Source organism: Paenibacillus larvae subsp. larvae, from assembly GCF_002003265.1.
Lineage (GTDB): Bacteria > Bacillota > Bacilli > Paenibacillales > NBRC-103111 > Paenibacillus_H > Paenibacillus_H larvae.
Genome location: NZ_CP019687.1, coordinates 3,683,012 through 3,699,021 on the forward strand (window position 1 = coordinate 3,683,012; position 16,010 = coordinate 3,699,021).

Annotated in this window: 14 protein-coding genes and 3 pseudogenes; 12 read left to right on the plus strand and 5 right to left on the minus strand. The window is 41.5% G+C overall.

Going from position 1 to position 16,010, the window contains the following annotated elements; all coding sequences use genetic code 11:
- Position 1: 1 nt before the first annotated feature.
- From BXP28_RS19085 to BXP28_RS19095, 3 genes and pseudogenes are all read right to left on the minus strand, one after another.
- Positions 2-805 (minus strand): annotated as a pseudogene (locus BXP28_RS19085) (IS256 family transposase); the annotation flags it as partial.
- Between the two features lie 172 nt (positions 806-977).
- Positions 978-1,646 (minus strand): response regulator, encoded by a 669-nt coding sequence (locus BXP28_RS19090; RefSeq protein WP_036655897.1) that lies wholly within the window; start codon positions 1,644-1,646, stop codon positions 978-980.
- A pseudogene (locus BXP28_RS19095) lies at positions 1,615-2,499 on the minus strand (HAMP domain-containing sensor histidine kinase); the annotation flags it as partial. The gene BXP28_RS19090 and the pseudogene BXP28_RS19095, both read right to left, overlap by 32 nt.
- 268 nt (positions 2,500-2,767) lie before the next feature.
- On the opposite strand from BXP28_RS19095, the gene BXP28_RS19100 reads away from it, so the two are divergent.
- From BXP28_RS19100 to BXP28_RS23385, 6 genes are all read left to right on the plus strand, one after another.
- The gene (locus BXP28_RS19100; protein ID WP_036655898.1) at positions 2,768-3,094 is read left to right on the plus strand and encodes an uberolysin/carnocyclin family circular bacteriocin; all 327 of its coding nucleotides are present in this window, start codon (positions 2,768-2,770) and stop codon (positions 3,092-3,094) included.
- Between the two features lie 888 nt (positions 3,095-3,982).
- Positions 3,983-4,927: a hypothetical protein gene (locus BXP28_RS24620; RefSeq protein ID WP_257125650.1), complete on the plus strand. Its 945-nt coding sequence runs from the start codon at positions 3,983-3,985 to the stop codon at positions 4,925-4,927.
- Positions 4,890-5,450, plus strand: a complete 561-nt coding sequence (locus BXP28_RS19110) for a stage II sporulation protein M (RefSeq protein WP_046655195.1) — start codon at positions 4,890-4,892, stop codon at positions 5,448-5,450. The genes BXP28_RS24620 and BXP28_RS19110 overlap by 38 nt, the downstream gene beginning before the upstream one ends.
- Before the next feature lie 2 nt (positions 5,451-5,452).
- Positions 5,453-5,998, plus strand: coding sequence for a hypothetical protein (locus BXP28_RS19115; RefSeq protein WP_036655900.1), 546 nt, complete (start codon positions 5,453-5,455; stop codon positions 5,996-5,998).
- Complete coding sequence (locus BXP28_RS19120) at positions 5,991-6,662, plus strand: ABC transporter ATP-binding protein (RefSeq protein WP_023485410.1); 672 nt, start codon at positions 5,991-5,993, stop codon at positions 6,660-6,662. Before BXP28_RS19115 ends, BXP28_RS19120 begins: the two co-directional genes overlap by 8 nt.
- Complete coding sequence (locus BXP28_RS23385; RefSeq protein ID WP_024093118.1) at positions 6,659-6,829, plus strand: hypothetical protein; 171 nt, start codon at positions 6,659-6,661, stop codon at positions 6,827-6,829. The genes BXP28_RS19120 and BXP28_RS23385 overlap by 4 nt, the downstream gene beginning before the upstream one ends.
- Here the strand turns inward: BXP28_RS23385 and BXP28_RS19125 are convergent.
- Positions 6,826-7,612: pseudogene (locus tag BXP28_RS19125) on the minus strand (IS5 family transposase). The gene BXP28_RS23385 and the pseudogene BXP28_RS19125 sit on opposite strands and share 4 nt — an antisense overlap.
- Positions 7,613-8,353: 741 nt before the next feature.
- Between BXP28_RS19125 and BXP28_RS19135 the strand changes: the two are divergent.
- From BXP28_RS19135 to BXP28_RS19165, 6 genes are all read left to right on the plus strand, one after another.
- Positions 8,354-8,560, plus strand: coding sequence for a hypothetical protein (locus tag BXP28_RS19135; protein WP_144029578.1), 207 nt, complete (start codon positions 8,354-8,356; stop codon positions 8,558-8,560).
- Between the two features lie 544 nt (positions 8,561-9,104).
- Positions 9,105-10,361, plus strand: a complete 1,257-nt coding sequence (locus BXP28_RS19145) for a LolA family protein (protein WP_024093122.1) — start codon at positions 9,105-9,107, stop codon at positions 10,359-10,361.
- A 167-nt stretch (positions 10,362-10,528) separates the two neighbouring features.
- Positions 10,529-11,716 carry an alanine racemase gene (gene alr, locus BXP28_RS19150; RefSeq protein WP_023485408.1) on the plus strand — a complete coding sequence of 396 codons (1,188 nt, stop codon included), beginning with the start codon at positions 10,529-10,531 and terminating at the stop codon, positions 11,714-11,716.
- A gap of 234 nt (positions 11,717-11,950) precedes the next feature.
- Positions 11,951-12,232, plus strand: a complete 282-nt coding sequence (locus tag BXP28_RS19155) for a CopG family ribbon-helix-helix protein (protein WP_024093124.1) — start codon at positions 11,951-11,953, stop codon at positions 12,230-12,232.
- Between the two features lie 3 nt (positions 12,233-12,235).
- Positions 12,236-12,586 (plus strand): type II toxin-antitoxin system PemK/MazF family toxin, encoded by a 351-nt coding sequence (locus BXP28_RS19160; RefSeq protein ID WP_023485406.1) that lies wholly within the window; start codon positions 12,236-12,238, stop codon positions 12,584-12,586.
- A 171-nt stretch (positions 12,587-12,757) separates the two neighbouring features.
- The gene (locus BXP28_RS19165) at positions 12,758-14,962 is read left to right on the plus strand and encodes a Tex family protein (RefSeq protein WP_046655196.1); all 2,205 of its coding nucleotides are present in this window, start codon (positions 12,758-12,760) and stop codon (positions 14,960-14,962) included.
- Positions 14,963-15,163: 201 nt separating this feature from the next.
- Here the strand turns inward: BXP28_RS19165 and BXP28_RS19170 are convergent, their stop codons facing one another.
- Positions 15,164-15,688 (minus strand): RNA polymerase sigma factor, encoded by a 525-nt coding sequence (locus BXP28_RS19170; protein WP_235430723.1) that lies wholly within the window; start codon positions 15,686-15,688, stop codon positions 15,164-15,166.
- Positions 15,689-16,010: the final 322 nt, after the last annotated feature.

The following is a 16,010-nucleotide window of genomic DNA, read 5'->3' on the forward strand; positions in this document are numbered from 1 at the left end:
AAATCGGGGCGGTGACCTTCTTCAAATCCTTGTAAGAGACATAACGGGTAGAATTCCGGATCTGGTGGATAATGCATTTTTGGATTTCCGTCTTGGGATAGCTCGCCGTAATGGCCTCGGAGAACCCATTCAGGTTGTCCACGCACGTAATAAGAATGTCCTGGACGCCACGATTTTTCAGGTCATTCAGCACGCTGAGCCAGAACTTGGATGACTCGTTTTCGCCAATCCACATCCCAAGCACGTCTTTGTTGCCATCCAAATCGATGCCAATGACCATGTACGCCGCCTTGCTGACGATGGCCCCTTCCTGTTTGACCTTGAAGTGGATAGCGTCGAGAAAAACAACCGCGTATACGCCTTGCAAGGGGCGATTCTGCCATTCTTTGATGAGGGGTACAATCTTATTCGTCACATTGGAAATGAGTGTGGGCGATACCTCAATACCATACAGATTTTGTAGGTGATCCTGAATCTCACGGGTGCTCACGCCCTTAGCGTACAGAGCTACAATTTGATCCTCAATACCGCTAACGTTGGATTGGTGCTTTTTGACCACCAGCGGCTCAAACTCACCCATCCGGTCACGGGGAACTGGGATCTGCTGCTCTCCATATTCGCTGACTACCGTTTTATGGCTTCTTCCATTTCGGCTATTTGGCGTCTTCTTGGCCTTGACCTCATGCTTTTCGTACCCCAGGTGCGTGTCCAGTTCCGCCTCCAGCATCTCCTGAATCGTCTCTGCAAAAAGCTCTTTTAAAGCATTTTGAGCATCCTGTGCGGTAACCAGATTGTTTTCCTTAATGAATTCTCACGGGCTGCTGTTTCGTCCAAAGTCCCATGTGTTCTCTCCAACCTTTCAGTTACTTTCATTTTAGTAGATTTGAGAGTTTACACAAACTAATTTACAGACTCTATCCTTTCCAATCCCATAAAGAGGTTATCAGACCCCAAAACAGCCCAACAACCCTTTGCCCTTACACTTGGCCGTCATTCAAAAGTCTATATTCCAAGGCATACTCAATAAGTTCACTTTTTTTAGAAATATTAAGTTTATTCATCATTCTTGTCTTATGGGTATCAACCGTTTTGATGCTGACCGTTAATGCCTTGGCCGTCTCAGCAAGAGAATATCCTCTGACAAGAAATCGCAATACTTCGCGTTCGCGGGGACTTAAAATGACGTAAGGATTCCGCGAATCTGCTTCTTTTGGTACTTTTTTAAGCATCGATGAAATCAATGTCTTGGTTTCTTTTGGCCGAAGATACATATATCCGTTCATAACGGAATCTATAGCCGTGTATAATTCTTCATCTACTGCTGCCTTTGGGATATAACCCGAAGCTCCTGCTTGCATGATAGATGTAATGTAATCCTCATCCTCATGCATGGTAAGCACAATGACTTTGGCTTCTTCATGTCGCAATTTAATTTCTCTGAGAACCTGAATGCCGTCTAAGCGCGGCAAGCTGATGTCGAGTATTAAAAGATGGGGTCTTAAATCTTCGTAAAGCCGGAGTGCTTCAATTCCATTAGCGGCTTCACCTACAACTTTGAAGGGTGGTTTCTTTTGCAGCAGCAGTTTTAACCCCGATCTTAGCAAAGCATGGTCATCAACTAGCATGATTTGAATGGTCTGTTCCATCACTGCACCCTTTTTCCAGTTTTAGCGGGATAGATACTATAAGTTCCGTTCCGCCGATATTTGTAGTTCTGACGAAGAAAGAACCGCCGAGCAGCTCAGCTCTTTCCTTCATACCGTATAGGCCGATCCGGTTTTGCCGGCGGGCCCTTTCAAAATCTTCCTGTTGGATACCATGACCGTTATCATGAACAGTCAATTGTATACAATGATCTGCAAGCCTCAATCCAATCACAATCCGTGTTGCCGCCGTATGTTTGACTACATTAGTGAGGCTTTCTCGAAGAATCCGGTACAAGGCTACAGCAGTACGACTATCGATGGCGATATCCTCTTCAGGGGCGGATAGGACAACCGCAATGCCATACTTCTCTTCAAACTTCTGGATATATTTCTTTATTGCCGGAATTAATCCCATATCATCCAAAATAGGGGGCCTTAATTCTACCGCCAAATCTCTAATTTCCCGCAAAATGCTTGCAGCAATCTCCCGGCTGGTATTAAGCAGTTCCTGCTGTTCAGCGTCTTTGGCTTCATTAGCCAGAACACGCATGGTAACCATAAATGAAGTTAGGGCTTGGCTTGTTTCATCGTGAAGCTCCCGGGAAATTCTCTTTCTCTCATCTTCCTGGGCAGACAATAACTTTAAGATCAGCGTATCCCGAAGCCGTTCTTTTTCTTGAAGTTCCTTCAACAGCTTTTCTATTTCCGTATTAGAGCTAATCAGATTGTCCGCCATTTCATTAAAAGCCTGTGCCAGTTTTCCTACCTCATCATCACTTGTTGCTTTAGCCCGAAGGGACAAATTTCCGGCCGATATGCCTGTTGCAACAGCAACCAGGTTATTTATTGGCTTGTGTCACTTCGTTTAATGTGAATTGATTATTCATCTTAATCCCTGCCTGTCTGAATGGGTTTCCTTATCTTATTCGACAAGCAGGTGTACATTTCCTTACCATTCTTTTCTAAACTTAAATTCAACTTATATAGTTTGCTTCTATCCATCACCCCTTACAAAGAATGTTGTTAAATAGAGGAATTTATATAAAAATATGTATTGATAATGATTCAAACGAATGATAGACTATAAATGTCATAAAATCCATTATAAGGAGGAATCATTTGTGGTAGCAACAAGAAATGAAATCAAACTGTCTCTTCTTCTCGGTGCTTTAGCAATGGGATTTTTGATGCTGGCTCTCTTCTTGTTCTCTCTCCAATTTCTCCCAGTCGCAGATTTAGCAAAAGAATTCGGTATCCCAGCTAGTATCGCTGCAGTTGTACTAAATATTGTGAATGCAGGAGGTGCTGTCACAACAATCGTTAGTATTTTGTTAGCCGTTGGTTCAGGCGGTCTTTCTTTACTTGCTGCTGCAGGTAAAGAAACAATTCGCCAGTTCTTGAAAAAGAAAATTCAAGAAAAAGGAAAAAGAGCTACTATTGCTTGGTAATTCTCAACTTTTATTAAATAGAAGGGGAAACTCCCCTTCTATTTATCATTTTACTTTGTAGGTGAGAGTATGCTATTTTCACTGTTATCTCTACTTCTATCGGTTAGAACGAAACAGCAATATTCGAACATCATTCAATGGATCATTGGAAAGGTTTCTTTTTTGAAGCGATTGTCGTCAAAACAGTATATAATTTTTTTATTTTTTCTTGATATTCTCTTTGGTCTTACCGTTGTATCTGTGATACATGCTTGGCTTTATTCCCCTGCCTACCGACAACAATGGGAAAGTGGTTTCATTGTTTTCTTACTACTTTATTCCATTTTAAAAGGAGTTAATTCTTATCGAAAAACGCATATTCCGCCTTTCCAAGAATTGATAGAGCTTGCACCGGTTCCGGCAAAAAATATTCATATTACATCAGTTATCGCAGAATGGATCTGGATTGGATTTACGAACTTCAGTACTTTTTTCATTTATTTCATGTTTCAAGGATATATTACAGATTCAATTGATTTCTACTTTTGGATCAAACATGTCAATGTATTAATATTGAGTATCTTCCTTTTTGTACTCAGTAATAAGTTATATGGTGCTTATATGTACAACATTGTTGTGAAAAAAATCGGTTGGATTCGGCTCATTTTTTTCTCTGCTGTGTCCTCCATATTTTTCATGTTGGGACGCCTTTTTATTTCAGGTTTTATTCTTCCCTTTTATGAAGCCTTTAGACAGAATTTTCACTCGATCCATTCGGCTGTTGATAATGCGTCCTGGATTCAATTATCTGAGCAGTTAGTTTCTCTTTATTCTAATCAGCTCCATTCCATTCAGGTATTTTTGTTTTTAGAAGGGTCCACTTTTCTCCAAGTTCAGCAGTTTATAAGTTTGCCTGCTGCAACACTGCTGCTCGCGGCAGGTGTATTAGGATTGCTTATCATACCTGCCAAATGGATACCGACTGAGGAGACGAACAGCACGAGCCATTTTAAGGATTTATTTCATTGGTACTTACGTGCCCTTCACAAGGTGCGTTACTTGATATTTCGAGCTGATCTGCTCATTTACAAGGACTTGAGGGTGTTGCAAGGGAAAAGGTGGCTTCTGTCAAAGGAATTTTTCAATTACTCTTTCATTTCGTATGAAGCTGTTTTTTATGCGGGGGTCTTTACAGGATTTCTGTCAGCTGTGGAGAGCCCGGCGCTTCAGGTTCAGTTACTTTTCACAATGAATGTCATCATTATGGCAAACCAAGCATTAGAAATGAGAGTATTGACTCCTTCATTATTCTCAATTAGCGCGGAAAAACAGAATATTTGGCTGTATCAGCTTTCTCTCTCTTCACTTTTTCAGTTCTTCAGGTCAAAAATCAAGCTGTTTTACTGCTTATTTTTTTTTCCATCCCTGTTTCTGACGCTGTTTAATTTCTTTATGATGCTTATCTATGAGATCTATGATGTCCAAATGGTGATTCTTATTATCGGTATATTTATTGGTTTTTTCATATTTCCATTGATTCAGCTCTATTTGTTCCCATTTGTTACGAAATTCAATTTTATACATGAGTATGAAATCGGGACGACAAAAGAAGAAACAGGTATTGTGGATAAAGGACAATCATTTATACGAAGTTTTCTTGTTATGCCATTTATTTACTACTTAATTGTATCCTCTTTTTTTCCGGTTTTACAGCATTCGGTTAAAGTAGTGAATGTTCTTTCCATCCTATACTTTTCTGGAGTTTCATTTATTTGCTGGATTTATTGCCATAAAATGATATCAAAAGGAATAGGGTATGTTGAAAAAATTAAAATCTATTCTATCAGCGAATAAACTTGTGTGTGTACTTGGATTCTTCTACTTAGGAGTGTTTTTTTTAGCAGTTTGTACCGGGAGTTTTACACAGGCAGAGCGTATTCCCCATTTAGAAGATAACAATCAAGCATCCTTTCTTGATATTTTTCTAAATAACATTCAAGTGAGTATGGCCATATTGGGGATTGGTTCTATAACTGGCGGGCTGATGTCAGCTGTTATCCTCTTTTATAACGGTTATATTATAGGGAAATTGGTGCAATTTCTCTTTTCGAATGATCAAGCAGGTGCGCTTTGGACGGGTTTAATGCCGCATGCCCTATTAGAGATTCTGGGGCTTACTCTTTTTGCAATTGTCAGCTCTTTTCCATTCATTTCTATTTATCAATTTTTGATAGGCAGAACTATTGATGTCAAACAGCTTATACTGACGAACATTCGTTTCATTCTCATAGGCATTCTTCTCTTATTTGTTGCTTCTCTTATTGAAGATTATATCAGTTATGTACAATTTATCCTCGAATTGAAAGGAGAAAGATGAATATGAATTTAGTTTTTTTTCCTAAAGGGTATTTTCTTAAAAACAAATCAGTAAAATTACTAATGGGTATTACCTTTCTATTGTTGTTTATATCGACTTCCTTTTTGACATTTTCTATTTTAGACATTTTATCAGATGAAACGTTATCTATTGAAAAGCAGATTGCGACTTTTGTCTTAATCTTTTTTTTGGCCATTCCGTTATATCTTATATTGAATTTTTTGAGTACGGTTTTGACTTCAATTTTTATGTATTTTTTTGATAGACATTTTGTTTTTCGTAAAATGTACTTTGTCATCCTTACTTATAATGCTTTTATCCTGTTAGTGAATAGTATTGTTCTATTTTGTATCATGAAGTTAAGTTTAGGACACTATTTAATTATAATCCAATTGCTTTCTTTTTCAGTTAGTACATATTTTTTGCGCTTGCTTTATCATGGAATTGTTCATTATACGGAAGGATCTGAAAAGGGGGCTTTAGCGGTTTCTCTTTTATATTTTGTAGTAACTGGTATATTTACCATTGGAGGAATCTTAAATGGTTAGACTGCAAGTCTCTCAGTTATCATTTCAATATGAACAAAACGTTGAAACTGAATTACTGCTCAGGGACATTAACTTTGATTTAAAGCTAGGTGATCGGGTATGTATTCTCGGGAAAAATGGAAGTGGTAAATCGACACTATTGAAGCTCATTTCCGGGCTGATTCCATCAAAATCAAATACCATTTTATTAAATGATCATATCCGTCCAAGAACGAACCACTTCAAGAGAATGGTTGCATATATCCCTGACAAACCTCTTGTATACGATGCACTGACAGGTCTTGAGCATAAGGAATTAATTCGGTCTCTGTGGGGAATTCAGAAAGAGGGAAAAGCATTATATGAAGAAAAATTTCAAGACCTTTGCTGCTTTTTTGACTTGACACATGCACTTGAAATGCCTGTGAAACATTACTCTCTAGGTATGAAGTATAAACTGTTTTTAAATTGCATGCTCGCGAGGTCGCCAGAGTTGGTCATTCTTGATGAGCCATTTACTTCCCTTGATGAAACTTCACAAAAACAATCGATTTCCATGCTGACAAGTGCCTTTTCCGAGAAATGTATATTGTTTACCAGTCATCAACGCTATCTGTATACTGAACTGGGAAACCGTTTTTTTCAGCTTGACGATGGGAATCTAAAGGAGATTGAGCATTTATGAAAACTTATTCAATCGTCGTAATTGCCATTAGTCTGATTGCCATTATGGTTGTTCTAGTTTTGAATTTAATTGGGGTTTTTATTGGTAAAATTATCCTTGCTGCCGCCGCTGCCTTCTTGGTTACTTCAATAATCCGATTGATCGGTCTATCAAAAAGAAGACATTAACTAGAGTGCGTCTTCAAACCTAATTTAACCATAACAAAATAGAGGCCAATGATAGAAAGGCCGCAAAAGTCACAGGATAGCTTATCATAGCGAGTAGCCAGCCTACGATAATGTTTAAGCTTGTTGAATAAACATTCCACCAAGTGGCGTTTTTATAGAGCCACCAATCGCAATTTCTCTGGATGTTGCGATGTTTCCGACTTGGAATGACAGCAAGAGCGTGCTGCTTCTCAATCAGTTCCAAAATATTGTTCATGTCGTAACCTCGATCGGCAATCACAGTTTTACCAGTGAGATCCATAGCTTGAAGCATTTCATAGCCCTTGACACAGTCGTGGCTATTGCCAGCAGTCAGTTCAAATCGTAACGGATTTCCAAGTGCATCTACAATGGCATGAATTTTGGTTGTTATTCCGCCTCTGGAGCGTCCGATGTCCTGAAATTGCTGCCCCCTTTTGCGCCCACCCCATGCTGATGGACGCGGACGATGGTTGCATCGATCATGATATTTTCTAAATCGGGAGACACGGAAACTTGCTTTAGAATTTCATCCCATATGCCGGCCATCTGCCAGCGTCGAAAACGAGTATACACTGTTTTCCATGAACCATAATGCTCGGGTAAATCCCGCCAAGGTGCTCCAGACCTTGCAACCCAAAGCATGGCATTTAGCATCATGCGATTGTCTTTCGCAATGCGCCCACCTTGAGGTTTTCGTTCTGGTGGCAGTAAATCTTTAATTTTTTCCCATTGATCATCGCGTATTTCGTATCGTTTTTTCATATGGAAAGTTTATCATGTTTTGGAGTGAACTTATAGTTTGAAGACACACTCTAGATAGCTATGCAGGAAATCAAGTACCTGGGCAAAGTCCTGCCGATGTTTTCCTTGTCTATCTGCCTGTCGAATAAGTAGTCCTCTTCCGGAAGGGTTAGGAAAGTGTGCTTTACCCCCGCAAGTTTTAATCTTTCCGCCATGAAAACGGATTAGGCGGGTACCCGCATCAATCCAAGAAAACCTGGTTCGCTGTTTTTTTCGTTATCATAATGTGTTCTGGTAAAGCTAGGGTTACCATTTGAAGTGAAAGCAAATTACTGTTGTTCCAATGGATTCAGAGGCAAATTATAGAGTCAAGTTTACCAATAAATTGCTTTTAAGAAATTAATTTGATCATTAAGCAGTTATTAACTGGAAAAATAAGTTGATGATACATTAGATGTATGAAATTAAGGGAAAAATAGGTTGGCACCGTCTTTGGAACTACTACGTCATTAGCCTTTCATTTTTGTCTTCATTTGATTCGTACCTCATCCAATCGCCAATTATGTCCTTTAGGTTTAGTACTGTGCGTCTGCTTCCATGCAGACAACTGGTTAGCCAACTCTAATACTTAAGGGAGGCGGTGCCCTAGAAAAACGGACTCTTTATGAAACTGAATTTAATCTCCGCATCCAGCTTGCCCTATATCACAGTGAAGTACCTAATCTCAATCATGCTCCTGAACCAAGGTCTTTCGTAACTTGTATGAAAGATAAATTAATGCAGGAATTCGAGGAACTTGTAAATATTGGGACATTAGGAGTTTTAATCGCAGAGAAGAAATGGACAGAGTTGGCATGGACGTTAATTAAAAAAGGGGTCAAAAGAAATCCCTGGGTATTAGCAGGATGGTTAGCCTGGCAGCAGCAAAATGTATTGGTCATTAAAACCATTAAAACAAAGGATGATTGATATCGTTGAATATTTTGAAAAATAGCTGGGTTACGCTGGCAATTTCACTTATCCTAGTACCTGTTTATGTTATAGCATTTGAATATCTACGTTCTCTAGGTGATAACGATTATAGCTTTAAATGGTACACATGCATAATTAATTCTATTTTTTATATAATAGCGTGGAACCTTATAGCTATAAAAATAAAAAAGAAGAAATAGAATCCATTTTATATTCGATGGAAATCTAAGTTATGAAATGGATTCAATAAGCTATCGACCGTAAATTGCGGCGAAAATAGAAAGTGACGTATCATACTTCCGCAGGTTGGGACACAGGAGTGTAATATCATATTCAAACTTTTTCTTTCGTCAATGCAGGCTGGGCGTTGCGCTCTGCCTGTTTTATATTTGCAATATTAGTTGGGGATGATTAAGGAATGAACAGACCTTGTCTATCCCTATAACTTGTCATGCTTGCCAATGCCAGTCTGCATAATTGGTCAAGTCCCCTCATAGACATATACCAAATTTGATTTTATTTACGGTGAGGGGATGATGGGATGCGTCGGGTCACATGGATATTGGCCATTGTGATAGGATTGGCAGCAGTATTAGCTGGATGCGGGAGCAAGGATGCAGGATCCGTTGTAAAGGATCTTAACAACATGACGAGCAAGCTGGAAAGCTATAAAGGAACTGGGAAGATGGTACTTAACACCGGAGAACATCCACAGGAATATCAGGTTGAGGTGTGGTATCAGAATCCGCATTTTTACCGCATCTCTCTAACGAATGAGAACAAAGACATTAAGCAGATTGTCCTTCGCAATGATGACGGGGTATTTGTGCTCACTCCTCATCTTAACAAAAGCTTCCGGTTCCAAAGTGATTGGCCGGATAATCAAGGACAGGTTTATTTATTTCAAACGCTGGCGCAAAGCATTGTGAATGATAACGAGCGCCAGTTTGTTGATGAAGACAGTGCTTATGTCTTTGATGTTACGGCTAAATACCAGAACAATGGAAACCTGAAGCGCCAAAAAATTTGGCTGGATAAGAAAAATCTTGCTCCTAAGCATGTGGAAGTATCCGATGAAAACTCTAAAGTTATCGTGAAATTGGACTTTACCCAATTTGAATTTGGCAGCAAATTTGATAAAAATGCTTTTGACATGCAGCGTAATATGACAACTTCCAACATGAATTCCTTGAGCTTGACACCGGATGAAAATGTGCTTGGAGACGAAAAGGCTAATACGGAAGAGAAAGATAAGACCGGAGCGGGAAAACCGGACGAATCTAAAAAGGACGGTACCAGGCCAAGCGTAAGTCCGGTTCCTTCCAGTACACCAGGGACTAAAAATTCCAGTACTGACCCGAAAGGGACGGATCAGGGAAAAACAGAACGGGGCAAAAATAACTCCGATTCAGAAAAAAAGGATAAGGACGGCAAGCAGACAAGCGAATCTGGTAAAGACCGGTCATTCGGCATCATTGAGCCTGCCTATATACCCCAAGGTGTGGAAAAATCGGGGATCAGTGACTTCAAGTACGGAGAAGAAAAAGCCATCTTGGTACGCTATAAAGGGAAGTTCAATTACAATATTGTAGAAGTAAGACCGCAAGCTCAAGCAGTTGCCGTACTGCCGGGGGAACTGGTGGACCTTGGTTTTACGTTGGGTGTGCTTACCGGGAAAGAACAGCGTACGCTGAACTGGACGTATCAAGGCGTAGACTTTAAATTATCCACTTCCGATATGCCTAAGGAAGAAATGATCAAAGTAGCGATGTCTGTTTTGGGTGAAGGCGGAAAATAGGCAAATAAGGGGAAATTTTTACCCTATTCTGTTCATTGACAGCTTCAGGCCCAGAGATTAACATAAATTTAATTGGCTATTAAGGCCAGATTGCAAGAATCAGGGAAGTCATCGCCCGATACGGTGCTGCTTCCCTTCTGCTTTGTTAAAAAGAAGGTGAACAGAAAGTGGATGCATATTATCGCCCTACATGGGTAGAAGTTTCCCTGGATGCGCTCTCCGGCAATTTGCAGGCTTTCCGGCAGGCTTTACCGGATTCGATACGGATAATGGCTGTTGTTAAAGCGGATGCTTATGGACACGGAGCGGCAAGTATTGCCCGGGAAGCCATTGCTTCGGGAGCCGATCATTTGGCAGTAGCCTTTCTGGATGAAGCGTTGCAGCTCCGGGAAGCAGGGATTTCAGCCCCAATCCTGGTATTGGGATATACTGCTCCGGACGGGTTAGAAATGGCTCTGAAAAACAATATTACGTTAACCGTATTTAATGAAGAAATGCTAAGAGGAATGGAACTCCTTCAGGGACAGGCTGAAGCTCTGGATAAGAGGCTCCGCGTTCATGTAAAAGTGGACAGTGGCATGCACCGGATCGGCCTGTACAAAGAGGAGGAGGCCGTCTCCTATCTGAAACAGATTGCCCGGATGCCCCATATTTGTTTGGAAGGACTTTTTACTCATTATGCCTGTGCCGACGAGGCGGACAAGGCATATACGCGCCTGCAGTATGAAAAGTTTTCCCGAGTTGTGCATGAAGTGAAGCGCCTTGGAATAGACATACCTTATATTCATGCGGGAAATAGTGCAGCCGCTATAGATACCCCGGAGCTCGTTTATAATATGGCACGGTTGGGAATTGCCATGTATGGATTATACCCCTCTGAAAAGGTGGATCATACCATCATTAAGCTTGAACCCGTTATGTCTTTGAAAACCCGGATGATTCATGATAAATGGCTATCTGAGGGTTCAGGTATCAGTTACGGTACGATCTATCACACAAAAGGAGAAGAACGGATCGGCACACTTCCGATCGGATATGCCGACGGATTTTCGAGAATGTTGTCGACTAAGGCAAACGCGCTTATCCGGGGAAAGCGGGTCCCTATCGTCGGACGTATTTGTATGGATCAGTGCATGCTCAATATAACCGGGGTACCGGAAGCTGAAGCCGGTGATGAAGTGGTGCTTATAGGAAGACAGGGGGATGAAGTCATTCCCGCTGAGGAAATAGCCGGGCATCTGGGCACGATCAATTATGAAGTAACCTGTATGATGGCTCATCGTATACCGCGTGTCTATGTTAAGGAAGGGCGCATCGTTGAGGTGAAAAATGTACTTCACCACCACTCAACATAGCATTTGCCCGGATTATTTTAATAAAGTTGCTTTCGATGTCTTTTTTAAAAAATAGCTCGAAAGAAAAAGGATTTTCGATCCTTCGACACGAATAGATTAACTTAGCGGCTGGTTATTTTGTGCACGTATAGCATATACGCTATACGGGGTACATATACTAGCTTTGAATAAAAAGATATCAGCTAAACCATAATGATAATATTGTCTTTGTATGTTATTGGGGGTGCGAGATCAGTGAGTAATATGCATAATACGAAGCGTATCATGATTAGTCTTCCAGACCACCTTCTGAAGGAGGTGGACGGCATCGTCGAGAAAGAAAACTCGAATCGCAGCGAGTTCATTCGACAAGCCATGAGATTGTACCTGCTCGAAAGAAAGAAGAGGACCCTCCGTGAATCCATGCAGAGAGGCTATATGGAAATGGCGAAAATTAATTTAAATATGGCGTCCGAAGCTTTTCAAGCGGAGGAAGAAGCCGACAATACGGTGGACCGCTTAGTGAGCGGGGTGTAGTCCTTGATTGTCAAACGTGGTGATGTTTTCTTTGCGGATCTTTCTCCTGTTGTCGGTTCCGAGCAGGGGGGAGTGAGGCCTGTTCTTATCATTCAGAACGATATCGGGAACCGGTTTAGCCCGACGGTAATCGTGGCGGCGATTACCGCCCAAATTCAAAAAGCCAAGCTGCCCACTCATGTGGAGATCGATGCGGAAACACACGGATTTGACCGCGATTCGGTTATCTTGCTGGAACAGATCCGGACCATTGACAAGCAGCGGTTGACCGATAAAATTACCCATTTAGATGAAGATACCATGCGTAAAGTGAACGATGCTTTACAGGTAAGTGTAGGGTTGATAGAATTTTAAAAGACAAGAAAGAGACGAGGGGATATTAAACCCTCGTTTTTTGATGGTAAGGTCAATGTCTGACCGTAAGTATGGGAGGGAATCAGAGTGAATATATATTTTTATCCGGCATGGGAAGCCCGTCTGGCGTGGGCAGTTACGGAACAAGGAGGGACAAGCCATTCGGAAACGCTGGCCGGGGCGGCTTATGAGCTGACAGAAGATAAGAAAGAGGAGATTCAACTCCGTATTCAAAAGCAAATTTCAACGGAGCTGGCTCTTACTCCCGGTAAGGTAAAGACCGCTACCGCTCTTCTGGATGAGGGCAATACGATTCCGTTTATTGCCCGCTACCGGAAGGAAATGACCGGGGAAATGGATGAGAACCAGCTTCGCTCTATTGAAGAGCGCCTGCAGTATCTGCGGAACTTGGAAGACCGTAAGCTTGAAGTCATCCGACTTATAGATGAACAGGGCAAGCTGACAGCAGAGCTGCATTCCGCCATTGAACAAGCGGTGAAACTTCAGGATGTAGAAGATTTATACCGCCCTTACCGCCAAAAACGGAAAACAAGAGCAAGTGTGGCCAAAGAACGCGGACTGGAACCTCTTGCAGGCTGGATGCTGAAGCAGCCGAAGCAAGGTTCGCTTGCGGAAGAGGCTGAGAAGTATATCAATGAGGATAAAGGAATCCTATCGGCAGCGGATGCCGTTCAAGGGGCTATGGATATCATTGCCGAAAATATAGCGGATAATGCTAAAGTGCGTGCCTGGGTACGTAAATATACCAGGGATGAGGGGATTTTTCGTACCGAAGCCAAAGATGCCGAACAAGAATCCGTGTATGAGATGTATTATGCTTACGATGAGCCGGTCAAACGTATGCCGCCACACCGTATTTTGGCGATTAATCGGGGGGAACGGGAAGGATTCTTGAAAGTAAACCTGGAAGTGGCGCCCGACCGTATTCACCAATATATGGGCCGCCAATTGATCCAAGGCCCCTCTGTAGTTCAGAATGAGCTGGAAGAGGTTGTTCAGGACGCCTACAAAAGGCTGATCTCTCCTTCTATTGAGCGGGAAGTACGGGGGGAAATGACGGAACGGGCGGAAGAACATGCGATCACGATATTTGCCGCTAATCTGCGGAATTTGCTGCTGCAGCCCCCGGTCCGCGGCAAAACCGTACTGGGTGTGGACCCGGCTTTCCGGACGGGCTGTAAGCTGGCAGTTGTAGATGAAACAGGCAAAATGCTGGAGATTGCTGTTTCTTATCCGACTCCTCCATACAGCAAAGTAGAGGAAGCAAAAACGATCTTAAAACAGTTAATCCAGCGCCACGGAGTAGAACTGATCGTTATAGGGAATGGAACAGCATCACGGGAAACAGAACAATTCGTCGCAGATCTAATCCGGGAAATGAAAGAGGCAAATCTGCAGTATCTTATTGTGAACGAAGCGGGTGCAAGTGTCTATTCTGCATCCAAACTGGCCCAGGCTGAATATCCGGACCTGGACGTGGCGGAGCGGAGTGCCATCTCCATTGCACGGAGAGTGCAGGATCCTTTGGCGGAACTTGTCAAAATTGAGCCCAAAGCAATTGGGGTGGGCCAATATCAGCATGATGTTTCGCAAAAGCACCTGGAAGAAAGCTTAAAAGCCGTTGTGGAGTCCGCTGTTAACCATGTTGGAGTGGATGTAAATACAGCCTCCCCATCCTTGCTTGCCTACGTTTCAGGTGTCAACAGAACGATTGCAAAAAATATAGTTAAGTATAGGGAAGAAAACGGGAAATTCACCAACCGGAAACAGCTTCAGAAGGTTCCTCGCCTGGGTGCCAAATCTTATGAACAGAGTATCGGCTTTCTAAGAATCAGCGGAGGAGAAAACGGTCTTGACAATACTCCGATTCATCCGGAATCATATGAAGTAGTGGGAATGCTTCTGAAGAAGCTGGGTCTGGATACGGAAGAACTGGGTACATCCAAATTGTCGGCAGCCTTGAAAAGTCTAAATGTCTATGAAATGGCGGAGGAGTTGAATGTCGGGGTACCGACACTCAAAGATATTATCGAGAGTCTTCAGCGTCCCGGACGCGACCCGCGTGAAGAACTGCCGCTGCCAATTTTCCGTACGGATGTTTTAAAGATTGAGGATCTGGCTCCTGGTATGGAGCTGCAGGGAACAGTCCGGAATGTGATTGATTTTGGCGCTTTTGTAGATATCGGAATCAAGAGTGACGGATTGGTACACATCTCCCAAATGAGCGACAAATTTGTTAAGCATCCCATGGATGTTGTATCTGTCGGAGATAATGTAACGGTGTGGGTGCTGAATGTCGATATTAAAAAAGGCCGTGTAGGCTTAACAATGAAGCCGCCTGTCCAGGAGAAATAATTAGGGGACAATTTTGTAAGACAACTTCAGATGGAATCCAATAATGAAATTGATTCTACCTAAGGAAAATTCAAACAAGACAACATTACTCTAGGCGCTCTTTCCGAATTGACCAGGGAGGGTGCCTGGTTTTTTTTAAGGCTGGTTTTGTGTCTGAGAGACTATTGCATGGGCATACGATATATTCCACAACTTGTTATATTATGTATTCTGGTTAATCCATTTTCTTGAAAAGTGTTGAAGCAATTTTTTACGTGCTCTTGCCAAACGCTGTGCGACGACTTGTTCGGACAGATTGAGTTCATGGCATATCTCTTTATATGATTTTTCTTCCATATAGTATAGCCAGAGTAAACACCGGTATTCTGATTTTAATTCATTGATTGTTTGATGTAGTAACTCGTTCCTTAATTTATGTTCAACGTCATTCTCTATGTCAGATGGCTCCCTTTGAAAATGTGCTGCCGTATTAAAGTATTCCTCATTAAACATATACTTGACTTTTTTATTTTTTCTTAACCAGTCCAGAGCTGTATTCCGGATTACTTGTTTAACCCAACTCCTTAAATTAGATGCATGGAGATTTGGTCCATGTTTCATGATCTTAATAAAGGCATCTTGTATAATATCCTCTGTAGTTGCATGGTCCCGAATCAAAAAATAAATATATTGATATGCAAATTTATAGAAAGAGAGATAGATTAGCTCCTGTAAATCAGCTTCCAAATCCCCGATGTTGTTTTGTAACAAGCAAATCCATTGATCTATATTATTCCCCCCAATCATGACAAATCCATAATGTTTATTGATATGCAACCCAGTAATTATAGTATACAGTAAAACCAAAAATTTACAACTAATTCAAATTAATTTTAAAAAAATTGGATATTTTCGTCAGATTTTGTATTCGATATACGTTATATAGATAAGAAAGCCTCATCAATTCCATGAGAAAGAGGATTTGATTGTGGCACAGCGGGCCGCATTTCTTTATATGTAAAAGAAACAAGCTTCCGTTACCTTACATCGTAAACGTTCTTTTCAGATA